13 protein-coding genes are annotated in these 17,813 nt (G+C 63.8%); 4 read left to right on the top strand and 9 right to left on the bottom strand.

Annotation, left to right across the window (positions count from 1 at the left end; all coding sequences use genetic code 11):
- Nucleotides 1–59: 59 nt before the first annotated feature.
- Nucleotides 60–1,220 carry a TAXI family TRAP transporter solute-binding subunit gene (locus B8115_RS14440; protein ID WP_010628525.1) on the bottom strand — a complete coding sequence of 387 codons (1,161 nt, stop codon included), beginning with the start codon at nucleotides 1,218–1,220 and terminating at the stop codon, nucleotides 60–62.
- 266 nt (nucleotides 1,221–1,486) lie between these two features.
- Nucleotides 1,487–3,199, bottom strand: coding sequence for a SulP family inorganic anion transporter (locus B8115_RS14445; RefSeq protein WP_010628526.1), 1,713 nt, complete (start codon nucleotides 3,197–3,199; stop codon nucleotides 1,487–1,489).
- A gap of 134 nt (nucleotides 3,200–3,333) precedes the next feature.
- Here B8115_RS14445 and B8115_RS14450 point away from each other — a divergent pair, with 134 nt between their 5' ends.
- Both B8115_RS14450 and B8115_RS14455 read left to right on the top strand, forming a co-directional pair.
- The gene (locus tag B8115_RS14450; protein ID WP_010628527.1) at nucleotides 3,334–4,608 is read left to right on the top strand and encodes an O-acetylhomoserine aminocarboxypropyltransferase/cysteine synthase family protein; all 1,275 of its coding nucleotides are present in this window, start codon (nucleotides 3,334–3,336) and stop codon (nucleotides 4,606–4,608) included.
- A gap of 332 nt (nucleotides 4,609–4,940) precedes the next feature.
- Nucleotides 4,941–6,392 (top strand): methyl-accepting chemotaxis protein, encoded by a 1,452-nt coding sequence (locus tag B8115_RS14455; protein WP_010628528.1) that lies wholly within the window; start codon nucleotides 4,941–4,943, stop codon nucleotides 6,390–6,392.
- Between the two features lie 27 nt (nucleotides 6,393–6,419).
- On the opposite strand, the gene B8115_RS14460 is transcribed toward B8115_RS14455, so the two are convergent.
- Nucleotides 6,420–7,565 carry an FAD-dependent oxidoreductase gene (locus B8115_RS14460; RefSeq protein ID WP_010628529.1) on the bottom strand — a complete coding sequence of 382 codons (1,146 nt, stop codon included), beginning with the start codon at nucleotides 7,563–7,565 and terminating at the stop codon, nucleotides 6,420–6,422.
- A gap of 4 nt (nucleotides 7,566–7,569) precedes the next feature.
- Entirely contained in the window at nucleotides 7,570–8,514 is a 945-nt protein-coding gene (gene rarD / locus B8115_RS14465) for an EamA family transporter RarD (RefSeq protein ID WP_010628530.1), read from the bottom strand.
- Between the two features lie 203 nt (nucleotides 8,515–8,717).
- Here rarD and B8115_RS14470 point away from each other — a divergent pair, with 203 nt between their 5' ends.
- Nucleotides 8,718–9,533: an amidohydrolase gene (locus tag B8115_RS14470; protein ID WP_010628531.1), complete on the top strand. Its 816-nt coding sequence runs from the start codon at nucleotides 8,718–8,720 to the stop codon at nucleotides 9,531–9,533.
- Nucleotides 9,533–10,234 carry a pseudouridine synthase gene (locus B8115_RS14475; protein WP_010628532.1) on the top strand — a complete coding sequence of 234 codons (702 nt, stop codon included), beginning with the start codon at nucleotides 9,533–9,535 and terminating at the stop codon, nucleotides 10,232–10,234. Before B8115_RS14470 ends, B8115_RS14475 begins: the two co-directional genes overlap by 1 nt.
- Here B8115_RS14475 and B8115_RS14480 read toward each other — a convergent pair whose 3' ends face one another.
- From B8115_RS14480 to B8115_RS14500, 5 genes are all read right to left on the bottom strand, one after another.
- Nucleotides 10,235–11,995, bottom strand: a complete 1,761-nt coding sequence (locus B8115_RS14480) for a GGDEF domain-containing protein (RefSeq protein WP_010628533.1) — start codon at nucleotides 11,993–11,995, stop codon at nucleotides 10,235–10,237.
- A gap of 132 nt (nucleotides 11,996–12,127) precedes the next feature.
- Nucleotides 12,128–13,720: an ABC transporter ATP-binding protein gene (locus B8115_RS14485; RefSeq protein ID WP_010628534.1), complete on the bottom strand. Its 1,593-nt coding sequence runs from the start codon at nucleotides 13,718–13,720 to the stop codon at nucleotides 12,128–12,130.
- Entirely contained in the window at nucleotides 13,713–14,798 is a 1,086-nt protein-coding gene (locus B8115_RS14490) for an ABC transporter permease (protein ID WP_010628535.1), read from the bottom strand. Before B8115_RS14490 ends, B8115_RS14485 begins: the two co-directional genes overlap by 8 nt.
- Nucleotides 14,799–14,802: 4 nt before the next feature.
- Nucleotides 14,803–15,876 (bottom strand): microcin C ABC transporter permease YejB, encoded by a 1,074-nt coding sequence (locus B8115_RS14495; protein ID WP_010628536.1) that lies wholly within the window; start codon nucleotides 15,874–15,876, stop codon nucleotides 14,803–14,805.
- A gap of 44 nt (nucleotides 15,877–15,920) precedes the next feature.
- On the bottom strand, nucleotides 15,921–17,753 hold the full coding sequence (locus B8115_RS14500) for an extracellular solute-binding protein (protein WP_010628537.1): 1,833 nt from the start codon (nucleotides 17,751–17,753) through the stop codon (nucleotides 15,921–15,923).
- Between the last annotated feature and the right edge of the window lie 60 nt (nucleotides 17,754–17,813).

Genomic DNA, 17,813 nt, shown 5'->3' on the forward strand with positions numbered 1-17,813 from the left:
CGTCCGTGAATCGGGAAAGGGGCGGCAGGGCCGCCCCGAGATCGGGCTGAGGCCCCGGCTCACTCGAAGACCGGGTCGAGGCCGGCCTCGCGCAGCGCTTCGGCGCGAGCCTGCATCCAGGCCGCCTCGAACTCCTCTTCGTCGTCGGGGGCGTCGCCGAGGAAGTCGTTCCAGGTGGCGAGCAGCAGCTCCTGGCGTTCCACCAGCGCCTCCTGATGCGCCTGCATCTCATCGGTCCAGACACCGATCTCCTCGTAGTACGCCACTACCGCATCGTGGAACGGCACGACCCACTGCAGATCCTGGTATTCGAAGGCGTACCCAACGGCACCGGGGGCGGCATCCTTGTAGTCGTCGTAGTTGTCCTGCAGCGCCTTGATCAGGCCGTAGGCGACGTTGTCATCGAGATCCTGATTGGCCACCACGATCGGATAAGGGTAGCTGGCGCTGGGCACCGGGTTGTCGGCGCTAACGTTGCCGGCTCCGGCGGTGACCTCATGGGGGCGGAAATAGGGCGCCACCGCCATCATGCGCTCCCAGCCCTCGGCGTCGTCGGGATCGAGCACCGGCCAACTGATGCCGCGCGGGCTACTGGCGAGCTGCTGCGCCGGCGGTGTGACGGTGGTGGTGAAGGAGGCGTCCACGTTGCCGGCGATGATGCCGTCGAAGGAGCGGGCGTAACCGGGGAAGTCGATGCGCTCGACGTCATCCCAGGTCAGGCCGCCGAAAGCCAGATAGGCTTCGGTGCCCTTGTTCAAGGCGTCGTCACCGCGGATGTAGGCGATACGCTTGCCGGCCAGGTCGGCCGGAGTCTCGACACCGAGGTCGCCGGCAACGGCCAGCGAGAGACCGAACGAGGCGGTGGAGGTGGTGATCACCCGGATCGGCTGGGGACCCCAGTCGCGGTTGGCGAACATCATGACGCCTTCGGCGCCGTAGTAGCTGGCGATGCCGCAGGCGCACAGATCGACACGCCCCTGCTTGAGCGGGGTCATGCGTGAGACGTCATTGTCGCCGGGCAGAATGCGTACCGAGGTGCCGTAGTGATTCTGCAGCATGTTGCCGATGGCCACGGCCTGGGCATAGCCGCTGGAGTTGGTGCCATAGGCGGTCCAGGCCATGGTGCGGGGGAGTTCGACCTCGCCGGCCTGGGCCACCGTAGCAGCGGGCAACGAGAGCGGAAGTGCCGCAAGGACGAGTGAGCGGGACAGCTGACGCATAGGAGACTCCTGTAGGATGGATGATTGTTGTTTTGCTATGCGGTATTTGATTCCGAAACTGAAACCGATACTAGAAAGACGCCTGGGCGGTGTCAACGAATGCGCGAGCGTCGCGTGCCGGCGAGCTTCCGCCACGCGGAACCGCCCTGTGGATGACTTCCAAAAGGCCGTTGAATTAACGAGTTGGCAGCGATCGAATGGCGCCAGGAGAAGAGGGTATTAGACCAAGGTTCAATGCCCGGAGGAGCGATCTCCGGGCGTCTGGTTTACTGCGAGGGACGTGAGAGTTCGCGCCAGGCGGCGAACGTGCTGAGGAAGACCCGCCCCGTCATGTCGTCGAGAAAATCGCTGCACTTGAGGCGATCCATGACCGGGCCTTTCACTTCGGCCAGGTGCAGGGTGACGCGGGAGTCCTTGAGCCGGGCGTTGATGGCATCGAGGCTCTCCAGCGCCGAGGCATCGATCAGGTTGACGGCCGAGCAGATCAGCACCACGTGCTCGAGCTCCGGGCGAGTGGCCACCAGGTCGTAGACGGTGTCTTCCAGGTAGCGCGCATTGGCGAAATAGAGGCTTTCGTCGATGCGCAGCAGCGCCACGTGGCTGGCGGTCTCGGTCTCGTGACGCTCGACGTTGCGGAAATGCTCGGTGCCGGGAATACGACCGACCAAGGCGCTGTGAGGGCGGCTGGTGCGGTAGAGAAACAGGCCGATCGAGATGGCGACCCCGCTGATGATTCCGGTCTCGACGCCCTCCACCAGGGTCAGCAGGATGGTTACCGCCATGGCGAAGAAGTCGCTGCGCGAATAGCGCCAGGTCTGACGGATCAGGGGAATGTCGATCAAGGTCAGGATCGAGACCGTGATCGTCGCCGCCAGGGTGGCGATGGGCAGGTAGGCCAGGGCCGGCGTGAGAAACAGCGTCACGGCGCCGATGCCGAGGGCCGCGAACATGCCTGCCAGCGGCGTCTGGGCGCCGGCGTCGTAATTGATCACCGTTCGCGTCAGGCCGCCGCTGACCGGCATTCCCGAGGTGAAGGCAGCGGCGAGGTTGGCCCCGCCCAGCCCGACCAGCTCCTGATTGGGCGAGATGCGCTCGCGGCGTCGGGCGGCCAGCATCTGCCCCATGGAAACCGATTCGACGAAGCCCACCACGCTGATCAGCAGGGCAGGAACCAGCAGCGCCTGCCACAGTGAGATATCGAAGCCCGGTATGCTCAACGGCGGCAAACCCTGGGGAATGTCGCCGATCACGGCGACCCCGATGGCATCGAGTTCGAATTGCCAGGTCACGAGCGTCGTCACGATCACGGCGAAGACGGGGCCCGAGCGGGTGATCAGATCGGCCAGCGGGCGGGAGAGACCAAGGCCGCGCAGCGTGGAGCGACCGTATTGGCGCAGCAGCAGCAGGAACAGCAGGCTGCCTGCGCCGATGGCCAGAGTCGGCAGATGAATGGCAGGCAGGCCGCGGACGAGTTCGACCAGTCGTGGCAGCAGGTCGCGAGCGGTAAGCTTCACGCCGAGCAGATGGCCGATCTGGCTGGCGGCGATGAGCAGACCCGAGGCGGCGAGAAAGCCGGCGATGACGGGATGGCTGAGAAAGTTGGCCACGAAACCCATGCGCAGCAGCCCCATGAGCAACAGCATGAGGCCAGACAGAAGAGAGAGGATCAGGGCCGCCTGCAGATACTCGGGCGTGCCTGGCGTGGCGACACCGGACAGCGCCGCTCCGGTCATCAGCGCGACGATGGCCACCGGCCCCACGGCCAGGGTGCGGCTAGTACCCAGCACGACGTAGGCCAGCGCCGGCAGCAGACTGGCATAGAGGCCCACTACCGCCGGCAGTCCCGCCAGTACGGCGTAGGCCAGCGACTGGGGTATGACCATGACGGTGACGATCAGGCCCGCCAGCAGGTCGGCGCCGCCCAGGCGGCGGTTGTAGTGGGGGAGCCATGTCAGGATCGGCAGGTAGCGTCTGAGCATCCCGTCTCTTGGTCGTCAGGGGAATGGGCTAACCAGACTAAACGATATTGGTGGTGGGGTTGAGTCTTGGTTAGCATCAGGTGAAACAACGTATTCAGTAATACCAAAAAACGATAGCGACAACAGGACACGCCATGAAGCCCGAAACCATCGCCCTACATCACGGTTACGCTCCCGACGACCAGCACGCCGTGGCGGTGCCGATCCATCAGACGACCTCGTTCTCCTTCGACAGCGCCCAGCACGCCGCCGACCTGTTCGACCTCAAGGTCGAGGGCAACATCTACTCGCGCATCATGAATCCCACCTGCGCGGTGCTGGAGCAGCGCGTTGCCGCACTGGAAGGCGGCATCGCCGGCCTGGCCGTGGCTTCCGGCATGGCGGCGATCACCTATGCGATTCAGACCATCGCCGAAGCGGGCGACAACATCGTCTCCATCAGCGAGCTCTATGGCGGCACCTACAACCTGTTCGCCCATACCCTGCCGCGCCAGGGGATCGAGGTGCGTTTTGCCGACAAGGACGACATCGCCGGGATCGAGTCGCTGATCGATGCGCGCACCAAGGCGGTGTTCTGCGAGAGTGTCGGCAACCCGTCCGGCAGCGTGGTCGACATGGCCAGGCTGGCTGAGGTCGCCCATCGACACGGCGTGCCGGTGATCGTCGACAACACCGTGCCGACACCTTTCCTGTGGCGGCCCATCGAGCATGGCGCCGACATCGTGATTCACTCGGCCACCAAGTATATCGGCGGTCACGGCACCACGGTGGGCGGCGTCATCGTCGATTCAGGCAAGTTTCCCTGGGCCGAGCATGCGCAGCGTTTCCCGCTGCTCAACGAGCCGGACGTCTCCTACCACGGTGTGTGCTACACCCGCGACGTCGGTGAGGCCGCCTTCATCGCCCGGGCCCGGGTCGTGCCGCTGCGCAACATGGGGGCCGCGCTCTCGGCCCAGGCGGCCTGGAACCTGCTGCAGGGGCTGGAGACCCTTGCGCTGCGCATCGAGCGTATCTGCGACAATGCGCTCAAAGTGGCCGAGTATCTGGAAGCGCACGATGCGGTGACCTGGGTGCAGTATGCCGGCTTGCCCGGCCACAAGGATCACGAGCTGGCTCAGCGTTACATGGACGGTAGGGCTTCGGGCATCCTGAGCTTCGGCATCCAGGGCGGGCGCGAAGCGGGGGCACGCTTCTACGATGCACTGGGCATGATCCTGCGCCTGGTCAACATCGGCGATGCCAAGACCTGCTCGTCGATCCCGGCGTCGACCACCCATCGGCAATTGAGCGATGAGGAGCTGGCCGCGGCCGGGGTGACGCCGGACATGGTGCGGCTCTCCATCGGTATCGAGCACGTCGACGACATCATCGCCGACCTGGAGCAGGCGCTGGCTGCCAGCCAGCGCTGATGGCACGGGCCGCCTTGCGCGGGCGGCCCGCTTCATATCGGCTCGTTGCACAGTCCAATTTCCAGGTCATCGGCCGCAGGGTCAGCGACTTGAGTCGTGCTTTGGTATGTCAGGCCAAAGTGGTGATGCGCATACTGCTTACATGGCGTTAATCTCGAACGACCTCTCCAATAACAAAGAGATCTGACACCATGCGGACCCTGTTGCTTCTATTGGCCGCAGCTACACTGGCCGGTGGATTCTTCCTTGTGTACTTGAACGGTTCAGGTTGGCATGCCTATGCCGGTCTTGGGTTCGGTTTGGTGTCAGGGGCCGTATGGGCTCTGAGCGGCATGGCGGCAGTCTATAGGGCTGATGCCAATACGCTTGCCGAGGGGCATTTCCACACCTGGCTGCCGTTTACCCGTGACTACCTCTCGCTGCGCCGCATGGCCCATGGCCTGATCCGCCAGGCCAGCGCCACGGCCATCGCCTCGGCCGAAGTGTCCCACCATGCCGACCGCATGGACCACCGGCTCGAGCGCCAGGAGCAGACGGTCCGGGAAGCCTCATCGAGCATGGCGGCCATCACGTCGGCCATCGAGCAGGTGGCTGCCAGTGCCGCCAACGTGGCCACACTGGCCAGCCGTTCGCGGGATGCCAGCCACGTCAGCCGCGAGTCGCTGAGCCAGGTCATCGAAGAGATGCAGGCCCTCGCCGAGCGTTCCGAGGAAGCCCTGGAACTGCTCAACGTGCTGAGTCAGAAAGCCGACAGCGTGCGCCATGTCACGTCCCTGATCGAAGAGATCGCCGAGCAGACCAATCTGTTGTCTCTCAATGCTTCCATCGAAGCCGCCCGGGCCGGTGAGCATGGTCGCGGATTCGCTGTGGTTGCCGGCGAGGTCCGTCAACTTGCCGGCCGCACGGCGGACGCGACCCGCAACGTCGAGGCCCTGGTGGGTGACATCGGCGACAGCAGTCATCGAGTGGTCGATACCATCGGCCACCTGATGCAGCGGGTGGGAGACCGGGCCAAGGAGATGAGTAAGGTGGGCGAGCAGCTCACCGAAATGACCGGGCACTTCGATCAGGTCGAGGGCGAGATTCGTTCCATTGCCGTGGCGATGGAGGATACCAACAAGCACTCGCAGCGCGTGGCCGGGACCCTGGGCACGCTGCAGGAAGATGCCGAGCAGGGCAACCGCGACATGCATGGGTTGGCCAGCCAGGCCCGGGCGCTCATGGCGGGCGCCGAGGGGGTCGACGCGGCGCTGGCACAGCAGCGTCTGGAAGGGCGCCATCAGCAGGTGTTCGAGGCGGCGCGGGAAACGGCGGTCAAGCTCGGCAAGCTGCTCGAATCCGCCATCAAGAAGGGCGACCTCGACGAACACACCCTGTTCCACGCGACCTATACCCCCATTCCCGGCACCAACCCGCAGCAGTACGTAACCGGATTCGTCGATTACACCGACGAGCACTTCCCACCCATCCAAGAACCGCTGCTCGAGCGCCTGGGCGTTGCCTACGCCATCGGCATCGATCGTCGCGGCTACATACCCACGCACAACCACAGCGTCAGTCAGCCGCCGACCGGCGACTACGAGCACGATCTCAAGTTCTGCCGCAATCGGCGCATCTACGAGGATGCGACGGGTCAGCGTTGCGGTAGCCATGAACAGACGCTACTGCTGCAAACCTACAAGCGCGATACCGGCGAAGTCATGCACGACCTCTCCGTGCCGATCTACGTCGAAGGCAAACACTGGGGTGGCTTCCGTGTAGGCTACAAGCCGGAAGTTGCCTGACCCGGCCGGCTCGGAGCGAGGTAACGTTCAATGTCGGTGGCGGGCCATGAAGCGCTCGTCCAGCCAGTGCTTCCAGAGCAGGCTGCTGCGGCCGGCCCACCACAGCCGGCCACGGATGGCCAAGCCCTGGTCGTGCCCTAGATTGAGGATGGTCAGCGCCTGGGCCTGGGGTCGGTAACGCTGCAATGGTCGGCCGTGAAGCCGGGCCTCGAGATTCGCCAGCAGTACCGGGGCCTGACGCACGCCGTAGACCCCCAGCCGGGGCAAGACGTATTCCACCAGGGCGGCACAGTCGCCGGCAGCGAACACGTCCGGGTCGTCCACGCTCTGCAGGGTGTCGTGCACGGCCAAGCCCCTGCTGCCAAGCGTCAATCCCAGACCGCCAAGCGCGCCCGGCGGGGCCAGGCCGCCGGCATGAATGACGTGATCGCACTCCAGCAGGCGCATGGCGTCCTGGCCCCTGGTCACGCCCTCCTCTGCAATCAGCAGGCCGCCCCGGTGGTGCGAGACGGCACGCATTCCAACTCGCACCTCCACGCCGATGCGGCGCAGATAGCCTGCGAGCCAACGTCGTGCACCGGATGGCGCCGTTGGAATCAGCTTGCGCGAGCTGGAAACCAGGGTAATGGCGGCGGGCGCCGCGTACCTGACCGCTAGGGAATGCAGGTTGCAGGCCAGCTCCACGCCGCTGGCGCCTCCGCCCACCACCACCAGCGCAGGGTGCTCTCCCCGCTCGTAGGCGCTTGTCAGCTGATGGCGAAGAGCGATGAGTTGTGCGATGGGCTTGACCGCCCAAACTCTGGGGCCCTCGGAGAGGGCAGTGAGCGTTGGGGCGCTAGAGCCCAGATTGAGGGAAATCAGGTCATAGTCGAGCGTGCGGCCATCCGTCAGCTGAGCCTTGTGCTCGCTCCGATCCAGTCCCGAGAGACGACCGCGAATACTTTCGAGCCCATACCGGCGGGCAAGCCGGACTGGATCGATGCGAACCTCGGCGGGGGCATGCGTGCCGCCGAGTACGCCGGCGGCCATGCCTGAATACCAGAAGGCGCCAGGATCGACGATGGTCATGTCTGCAGCGGCCAACCGACGGCGATGCCGCATCAGATAGAGGTGGGCATGGCCGGCACCGATCAGGACGATGTGCGGCCGGCCACCTCCTCGCAGCGCCGACATGGAGTCAAAGCCTCTCGCTTTTGCTTTGCTGCGGTGCGCCGGCCGGAGCGAGTGGAGAGCGGGACCTGTCGTTCCAGGCCGACCATGAGTAGAGGGCCAGGCTGGCCCAGATCAGCCCGAAGGTGCCCAACTGCACCATCGACAGAGGCTCGCGGAACACCAGCAGGGCGATGAAGAACTGAATGGTGGGGTTCAGGTACATCAAGAAGCCCAACGTAGCGAGGCGCAGGCGTCGCGCCGCGCCGGCGAAGGCCAGCAGAGGGAGGGCGGTAATTACGCCGCTGGCGATCAACAACAGCGTGAGCCGTGGCCCGTCCATGAAGTGAGAGAGTTCGGCGGTACTGAGCCAGGCCAGGGCCATCAGCCCCAATGGGAGCAGCAGCAGGGTTTCGACGAAAAGCCCGGACAGCCCGTCCAACGGGACCTGCTTGCGCAGCAGGCCGTAGGTGCCGAATGTCAACGCCAGTGTCAGGCTGATCCATGGCAGCTCACCCAGCAGCAGGAGCTGGATGACGATGGCCGTGCCCGCCAGCAGCACCGCGATGCGCTGCAGTCCCGCCATGGCCTCGCGCAGTACCAGCAGACCCAGCGCCACGTTGACCAGCGGCGTGAGAAAGTAGCCGAGACTGGCCTGAAACACTTGGCGGGTCTCGACGGCATAGATGTACAGTCCCCAGTTGATGGCGATGAGCACGGCGCAGCCAAGCACCCGGCCCAGGCGGCGTGGCTCCGCCAATGCCCGGCGAATCGGCCCCCAACGCTTTAGCAGCGTCACCAGCCCGACCAGGAACAGGCAAGACCAGATGATGCGATGGATCAGCACTTCAAAAGCAGGAACGCCCTCGAACAGGGCGAAGAAAAGAGGAAAGCAGCCCCACATGACATAGGCGAGCAGGCCGAAGCCGACACCTCTGGCGGCTTCGCGATCCGTGAGGGGCAACACTGACATTTTCGACTCTCTAGTAGTGTGGAAAGCTGTGGTTTGGAAAGCTGTAGCGTGGAAAGGCTTAAACTTAGCAGGCTACGGTATTGATCACCATGCTCTTATGCAGCCGCATGCGAAACGGCATCCGGGCTGACGCACGGCGACGCCTGGGGTAGGCTGAAAGCAAGTAACCATTCTTGGGCAAGACACACAGCAAGGGAACCAACATGAGCGATTTGCGTACCACCCTGGTGCAGTGCGACCTGCGCTGGGAGGACCCCGATGCAAACTGCCGCCTGCTCGACGAACTGCTGGGTGAACTCGGCGGCGAAGAGACCGATCTCATCGTGCTGCCGGAGATGTTCTCGACCGGTTTCACCATGAACTCCCGGGAAATGGCCGAATCCATGGCCGAAAGTCGCGCCGTGGCCTGGTTGAGCGAGCAGGCCCGCAAGCGCAACTGCGTCGTCACCGGCAGCGTGGCGATCGTCGAGGACGGCCAGTACTACAACCGCCTGGTTTGGGCACGGCCGGACGGCAGTCTTGTCACCTACGACAAACGGCATCTGTTCCGCATGGCCGGCGAGCATGAGCGGTACTCCATGGGGCACGACAGGGTCATCGTCACGCTCAAGGGGTTTCGCATCCTGCTCAGCGTCTGCTACGACCTGCGCTTCCCGGTGTGGCTGCGTCAGAGCCCCGAGCCCGGCGAGCATTTCGAATACGATGCGCTGCTGTGCGTGGCCAACTGGCCGGCGCCACGGCGGCACCCGTGGCGAATCCTGCTGCAGGCCCGCGCCATCGAGAATCTGTGTCCGGTCATCGGGGTCAACCGGGTCGGCGAGGATGCCAACGGCATGCAGTACGCCGGCGACTCGATGCTGGTGGACTTCAAGGGCGAGGCGCTCATCGATGAGCCTCACGGCACCACCTTCATCAAGACCGCCACGCTCTCGCATGCCGATCTCGAGGCCTTCCGCGAGAAGTTTCCCGCCTGGCGCGATGCCGACCACTTCACGCTGGCCGATGGGGTCGGGTTCTGATGCGTCTGGATCGATTTCTCGCGGAAACTACCGAGCTGACTCGAAGCCTGGCCAAGAAGGCGCTGCACCGTGGTGAAGTCACCCTGAACGGCGCCGTGGTAAAGCAGGCCGCGACGAAGGTGGGCGAGGATGACAGGGTGGAGTGGGACGGCAAGCCCCTTGCGCTGGTTGGATTGCGCTATGTGATGTTGCACAAGCCCACCGACGTGGAGTGCAGCGCGCGGCGCGGGCTCTATCCACGCGCTGTGGATCTGATCGAGCTGCCCAAGGCCGAACGACTGCAGACGGTAGGGCGACTCGACGTCGACACGACCGGACTCGTGCTGCTGACGGACGATGGTCAGTGGGCGCATCGTGTCACATCGCCGCGACGGCGCTGCGCCAAGGTGTATCGTGCCACCCTGGCCGAACCGCTGGTGGGGGATGGGCTAAAGGTAGCCATCGCGCGCTTCGAGGAAGGTCTTCTGCTCGATGGGGAGGAGAAGCCGACACTACCGGCGGATCTCGTCATGCGCAGCGACCATGAAGCCGAGCTGACGCTGTACGAAGGGCGCTACCATCAGGTCAAGCGCATGTTCGCTGCCATCGGGAATCACGTCACCGCACTGCACCGGGAGAGCGTTGGGGCGCTGACGTTGGGCTCGCTAGGCCAGGGAGAGTGGCGCGAACTGACTGCTGACGAAGTGGAATCCTTCGACTGATCAAGTGATGGCGGATGCATACGTCTCGCAGCGATCGCGTCCGCTGCGTTTGGCATGATAGAGGGCCGTATCAGCCAGTTGGAGCAGGGCGCAGGGATCGTCGGTATGGGTCGGATAGCTGGCGATCCCGCAGGACAGACCGACGCTGCCGAGAGCGCTGTCGCCATGCTCGAAACGGTGCCTGCGGACCGTATCGAGCAGGCGCTCGATGGCCTCTCTGGCCTGTCCTTCGGACGTCGAGGGCATGAGAATGACGAACTCCTCACCGCCAAGGCGGCAGACGACATCCGCCTCGCGGAAATGCTCACCGATCAGCCGTGCCGTGGTAATCAGCACGCAATCCCCGGCTTCATGACCGTGCAGGTCGTTGAAGAGCTTGAAATGGTCGATATCGAGCATGGCCAAGGTCAGGGGCGCGCCGCGTTTGGCAATGGCGGCCTCGCGGGCAAAGATCTCATTGAAGTAGCGGCGGTTCTTGAGCCCGGTCAGAGGGTCCTGGTAAGAGAAGATGCGGAAGCGTTCGACCAGTTGTTGCAGCTCCTTGGTACGCTCCGCCACTTCCTTTTCCAGCCGTTGGTTGAGCACGACCAGTTCGCGCTGGGTACGGGCGTAGTGGCGCAGCGAAATGGCCACGATGACGAGACTGAACAGGAGCGCACCAAGGCTGACCGGAATGCGCTGCCAGGCCAGCAGGCCATGAGCGACCGACATGTCCAACAACAGCAGCAAGCCGAACACGCCGTAGGCGGCGATGATCAGGCGCTGCTCCCCACCAAGCCGCTTGAGACTGCCGATGAGCAGGGCGAACAGCAGCGGCAGACTGATGGCCAGCAAGGCGTCGAACACGGGAAAGGTGCTGGACAGATTGACGATACCAGCAAGGGCCAGGCCGATAGCCAGCAACCAGTAAGCCAGGTGGAATTGCCAAAGGTAGCGAATCCAGCGTTTGTGCCGACCGCAGAACCAGGTTTCCAGTAGCAGCCCGATTCCCACCGGCAGGGCATAGTAGCCACCCGCGGCCATATAGTCCCACGCCAGCGGTTTGGCCAGCAGGAACTGGCTGGCCTGGGTTTCGGCCAGGATCATGATGCCGGAGGCGAAGGAGAACAGCGCAATGCCCAGGTAGTTTCGGCGTCGCTGCTGCACCAGGGCGAAGCCGGCGGCGAGCAGAGCAAGCAGCAGGCAGAAAGCGCTGACGGCCAGATCGGTCGCCGAGCGCTGGAGTATCATGGCGAACAGGTCGGGGCGATCCATCAGACGGACTTCGCCCCACAGGCCGATATCGGTGTAGTTGGAATAGACCCGGAAGGATAGCTGGCGGCCGGCGAAATCTTCCGGAAGGCTGATCATGTGCCACGGCCAGCCTACGAACGGCCCCTCGCCGCGCTCGTCGAAGCTGCCATGCTGGTAGATCAATACGTCGTCCAGGAAGGCCTGGGCAATGAGATCGATGCTGTAGACGTAAAGCACCGGATCGCGCCATTCGCCTGCCGGCAGGCTGACCCTGAACCAGGCATGACGTTGACCATCTCGTTCCGGCGGGTTGGAAGGGAAGTCGATGCTTTGCCAGGCGCCTTCCGTTGAGGTTTCGACCAGCCACGCTGGCGTGCCGTCTGCCAGATAAGGTGAGTCGCCCCAGCGATACTCCCAGCCCTCGTCAAGATCCAGCGCCGGTGCCGAGGCAATGGCAATGGCTGGCCACAGAAGCAGTACCAGTGACAACGTTAGGCAGGGCCACAGTAGCGGGGCAAGGCGGCGCATGAGTGACGTTCCCGGTCAGTAGGATTCACATTATGTCACGGTGTGCGTTGAAATCGCGTGGTGATGTTCTAGCTGCTAGTTTTATACCGTTATCTTTTATGGTTTTCTTCCGTATACGAAAAGTCGGAAACATCAATCATAAGCAGACAAGCCCGCAGCCTTGACCAAGGCCCGAGTGTAAGCGCTGGTAGGTTCAGCCAACAGCGGCAGACATTCCCCCTGTTCCACCAGCTCACCGTCCTTGAGTACCAGAACGCGATGCGCCATGGCACGAACCACCGCGAGGTCGTGGCTGATGAACAAGAAGCTCAAACCACGCCGAGCCTGCAGGTCACGTAACAGCTCCACGAGCTGCTTCTGTACCGTGCGGTCGAGGGCCGACGTGGGCTCGTCGAGAACGACCAGCGCGGGTTCCAGAATCAGCGCCCTGGCCACGGCAATGCGCTGGCGTTGACCACCCGAGAACTCGTGGGGATAGCGCGCGGCACAATCACTCGGCAGCCCGACCTCCTTGATGGCGGCCGTCACCCGCGCGGCGACTTCCTCTTCGGAAAGCTCGGGATAATGGAAACGCAGCCCCTCGCTGATGATGTCCGAGACGGGCATGCGCGGCGACAGCGAGCCATAGGGGTCCTGAAACACGACCTGGATACGGCGGCGCCGCTTGCGCAGGGCATTGCCGGTCAGTCGGTCCAACCGTTCTCCATCGAGTTCGATCTCCCCGCGCGACTCCACCAGGCGCAGCAGGGCCATGGCCAACGTGGTCTTGCCGGAACCGGATTCGCCGACGATGCCCAAGGTTTCACCGGGGGCCAGGTGCAGGTCGATCGGCTTCACCGCCTCGAAAGCGGGCGGGCGCTTGGCGAACAAGCGCTTGGAGCGCTGAAAGCTGACCGAGACGCCACGTGCTTCGAGCAGGCGGGCCGTCGAGGTGACCGGGGCGGGGCGTCCCGTCGGCTCCGCATCCAGCAGGGTACGGGTGTAGGCGCTGCGGGGCGAGGAGAAGACGTCGTCGACCGGGCCGGTTTCCTGCTCCTGGCCGTTGTAGAGCACGCAGACGCGATCGGCATGGCGCCGCACCAGATTGAGGTCGTGGGTGATGAAGAGCATGCCCATGCCATGTCGCTCGCGCAGCTCGGCAAGCAGGGCGAGGATGTCCTGCTGCACGGTCACGTCGAGTGCCGTGGTAGGCTCGTCGGCAATCAGCAGTTCAGGATCGTTGGCGATGGCCATGGCGATCATCACGCGCTGACGCTGGCCGCCGGAGAGCTGGTGCGGCCAGGCGTCGAGCAGCTCATCGGGCCGCGGCAGCTTGACCTGCTCGAGCAACTTGCGGCTGCGCTCACGTGCCGCGCGGCCTGACAGCCCCTGATGCAAGCGCAGGGTCTCGCCGATCTGCTTGGCGATGGTGTGCAGCGGATTGAGCGAGGTCATCGGCTCCTGGAACACGAAGCCCACCCGTCTACCCAGCAGCGACTGCCATTGGCGCTTCTTCAACGCGGCAAGATCCGTCTCGCCCAGCCAGCGACCGCCGCTGACCTGGGCGTTGTCCGGCAGCAGGTTCATGGCACCGAGCGCTGAGACCGACTTGCCGGAGCCGGACTCGCCGACCAGTGCCAGGGTTTCACCACGATGAACCTCCAGCGAGAGCTCCTGGAGTACCGGCTTGTCGCCGAAGGCAATCGACAGCTTGTCGAGGCGAAGCAAGGGCTGCGAATCAGGCATTGGGCTGAGTCCTGGTCAACGGGGTGGCGCTGGGTGCGTGCTGAATATGGCGAGGATCGAAGGCATCTCGCAGCCCCTCGCCGATGAAAACCAGCAGCGAGAGCATCAGCGACAGACTGACGAAGGCGGTGATGCCCAGCCACGGAGCATGCAGATTGTTCTTGCCCTGGGCCACCAGTTCGCCCAGGGAGGGCGAGCCTGGCGGCAGGCCGAAGCCGAGGAAGTCGAGAGCCGTCAGGGTGGTGATAGCGCCGGTGAACAGGAACGGAATGAAGGTCAGCGTGGCGACCATGGCATTGGGCAGTACATGACGCCACATGATCAGCCTCGACGGCAGGCCCATCGCCTTGGCCGCGCGGACGTACTCCAGGTTGCGCGCGCGGAGGAATTCGGCGCGCACCACGTCCACCAGGCCGAGCCAGGAGAACAACAGCATGATACCCAGCAGCCACCAGAAGCCGGGCTGTACCAGGCTGGCCAGAATGATCAGCAGGAACAGCACCGGCAGCCCCGACCATATCTCTGTGAGCCGCTGGCCGATCAGGTCGGTCTTGCCGCCGAAGTAGCCCTGTATGCCGCCGATGATCACCCCCATCACCAGCGAGCCGGCGGTAAGCACCAAAGCGAAGAAGACCGACAGGCGAAAGCCGTAGATGACCCGGGCCAGCACATCGCGCCCCTGATCGTCGGTGCCCAGCCAGTGGCGGGCGTCGGGCGGCGATGGTGAAGGCCGCATCATCTGCATGTCCAGCGTCTGGTAGGAGAAAGGAATCAGCGGCCAGAGCGCCCAGCCGTTCTCCTCGATCTGCTGCTGGATGAACGGGTCGTGATAGTCCGCCCGGGTAGGCAGGAAACCACCGAACTCGGTTTCGGGATAGTCCACCAGCAGCGGCACGTACCACTGCCCGTCGTACTGCATGACGATGGGCTTGTCATTAGCGATCAGCTCCGCCGCCAGACTCACCACGAACAGGGCGAGGAAGATCCACAGCGAGATCCGGGCACGCCGGTTGCTGCGAAAGACATCGATACGACGGCGCGCAATGGGGGAGAGCTTGGAGGTGAAGGCAATGGGCATCGTCTCAGGACTCCCGGGTCTCGAAATCTATGCGCGGGTCCACCCAGACATAGGTGAGATCGGAGATCAGCTTCAGAATCAGACCGATCAGGGTATACAGGAACAGGGTGCCGAAGATTACCGGGTAGTCGCGCTGCATCACCGCCTCGAAACCGAGCAGGCCAAGCCCTTCGAGGGAGAAGATCACCTCGATCAGCAGCGATCCGGTGAAGAAGATCGTGACCAGCGCCCCGGGCAGGCCGGCGATGATGATCAGCATGGCATTGCGGAACACGTGGCCATACAGCGTACGCCGGTCACTGGCGCCCTTGGCTCGCGCCGTCAGCACGTATTGCTTGTGGATCTCGTCCAGGAAGCTGTTCTTGGTCAGCATGGTCAGGGTGGCGAAACTGCCGATGGTCATGGCCGTGACCGGCAGGGTGATGTGCCAGAAGTAATCCTTGATCTTGCCCCAGGTGGAGAGCTCCTCGAAGTCCGGCGAGGTCAATCCGCGCAGCGGAAACAGGTCCCAGTAGCTGCCTCCGGCGAACAGCACGATCAGCAGAATGGCGAACAGGAAGCCGGGAATGGCATAGCCGACGATCACCAGCCCCGAGGTCCAGACGTCGAAGCGTGAGCCGTGATGCAGCGCCTTGCGTATCCCCAGCGGGATCGAGATCAGATAAACCAGCAGCGTGGTCCACAGGCCCAGCGAGATCGACACCGGCAGGCGTTCGATCATCAACTCCACCACTGGCCTATCGCGGAAAAAACTGTTGCCGAAGTCGAAGGTGGCGTAGTCGCGCATCATGGTCAGGAAGCGGATGTGAGCCGGCTGGTCGAAGCCGAACTGCTGCTCGAGCTGCTCGATGAAGCGCGGATCGACGCCGCGAGCGCCGCGCGACTCATCCTGTACCACCACGTCGCCGCCGCCGGCATCCAGACGGGTACTGGCCATGGCGTCCATGCCCTCGAAGCGGGCCAGCATCTGGTCGATGGGCCCGCCCGGGGCGGCCTGCACGATGATGAAGTTGAGCAGCATGATGCCGATCAGGGTCGGGATCATCAGCAGCAGGCGGCGCAGGATGTAGCGACTCACGATAGATCATCCTCGTAGAAGCTTGGGTAGCAAACGGTGACTGCCTATCTGCGTCGCAGACGGCGGTTCAACTCGGCTTCGCGGGCGGTGTCCACCCACCAGGCCGAGAGGTCCAAGCCATACTTGGGAAACGGCTCCGGATAGCCGAACTTGTCCCATACCGCTATGCGGGTTTCGCCGGAATGGTACTGGGGAACGGTGATGAAACTCCACAGTAGTACCCGGTCCAGCGCACGCGTGGCGGTGTTGAGCTCCTCCCGGCTGTCGGCGCGAATGATGCGTTCCACCAGCTCGTCCACCGCCGGGCTCTCGAGCCCCATCAGGTTGCGGCTCTGGGGCGAGTGGGCGAACTCGCTGGTCCAGTATTCGCGCTGCTCGTTGCCGGGGTTGTTCGACTGCGGGAACTGGCCGACGACGATGTCGAAATCGAAGCTGCGCAGACGGTTGAGGAACTGGTTGATGTCCACGATGCGCAGCCGGCCCTGCACGCCAAGGCGCGACATGTTGCGCAGCATCGGCTGCACCACGCGCTCCATGCCGCTGTCGAACAGCATCACCTCGACGGTGAGAGGGCGTCCACGCTCATCGACCAATCTGCCGTCCCGTACCTCGTAGCCGGCTTCGAGCAGCAGATCGTAGGCAAGCCGCAGGCGTTCGCGAAGATCCTCGGGATGATCGATGGGTACCGGACTGTCGAATACACGCGCGGGGAGTTCATCGCGATGGGGTTCGAGCAGTTCGAGCTCCGCTTCGCTCGGCAAGCCCTCGGCGGCCATCTCGGAGTTCTGGAAATAGCTCTCGGTGGGGTGATAGGAGTCGTAGAACAGGTTGGCGTTGAGCCAGGGGAAGTCGAAGGTCAGGTTCAGCGCCTCACGAACGCGGGGATCCTGGAACTTGTCGCGGCGCAGGTTGAACACGAACGACTGCATGCGCGAAGGCTGACCGTCCGGCACGGTGATGCGCTTGACCAGGCCGTCGCGATAGGCGGGAAAATCGTAGCCGATGGCCCAGGTGGCCGCGCGGGCGTCGATGCGGTAGTCCATCACACCCGCCTTGAAGGCTTCCCAAGCGATGTCGCGATCGCGGTAGTAGTCGTAGATCAGGCGGTCGATGTTGTGCCGGCCGACGTTGACCGGCAGGTCGCGCCCCCAGTAGTCGTCGTCGCGCCGATAGACGATGCGCCGACCGGGCTCGACGCTGGCGATTCGGTACGGTCCTGAACCGGGATGGCGTGCCAGCGTCGGAGCGCTGAAGTCGCGTTCTTCCCAGTAGTGCTTGGGCAGGATTGGCAGTTGACCGACGATCAGCGGCAGTTCACGCGAGTGGTTGGTGGAGAACTCGAAGCGCACGATATGAGGATCCAGCGCCACGACCCGTTCGACGTCGGCGTAATAGCCGCGATAGAACGGATTGCCCTCCTCGATCAGCAGGTTGAAGCTGAACACCACGTCTTCGGCCGTTACCGGCTCGCCGTCGTGAAAGCGGGCCTCAGGGCGCAGGTCGAACTCGATCCAGTAGCGCTCCGGATCGAGCCGTATGCCTTCGGCCAGCAAGCCGTAGACGCTGAACGGCTCGTCGGCGTTCTCGGTGAGCAGCGTATCGTAGATCTGGCCGATGCCGATGGCCGGCGTGCCGCGGATGATGAAAGGGTTGGTCGAATCGAAGCTGCTGCCTACCGCCGCCTGCGTCATGGTGCCACCCTTGGGAGCATCGGGCTCCACATAGGGAAAGTGGCTGAAATCTTCGGGCAGGGCAGGCTCATCGTAGAGAGCCAGGCCGTGGACGGTAGGAACGGTATCGGCACCGGCCGCGAGCGGAGAGGCCCACCCGCCGATCAACAGGCAGCAGCACAGCGTGGAGCGCAAGACGAACCGCATCTAAGACATCCTTGGTAGGGGCTATCCCGGAAAATCGAGCATTACCGCCATAAGGTGTCA

Origin of the sequence: Halomonas sp. KM-1 (assembly GCF_000246875.1) — a bacterium.
Lineage (GTDB): Bacteria > Pseudomonadota > Gammaproteobacteria > Pseudomonadales > Halomonadaceae > Halomonas > Halomonas aerodenitrificans.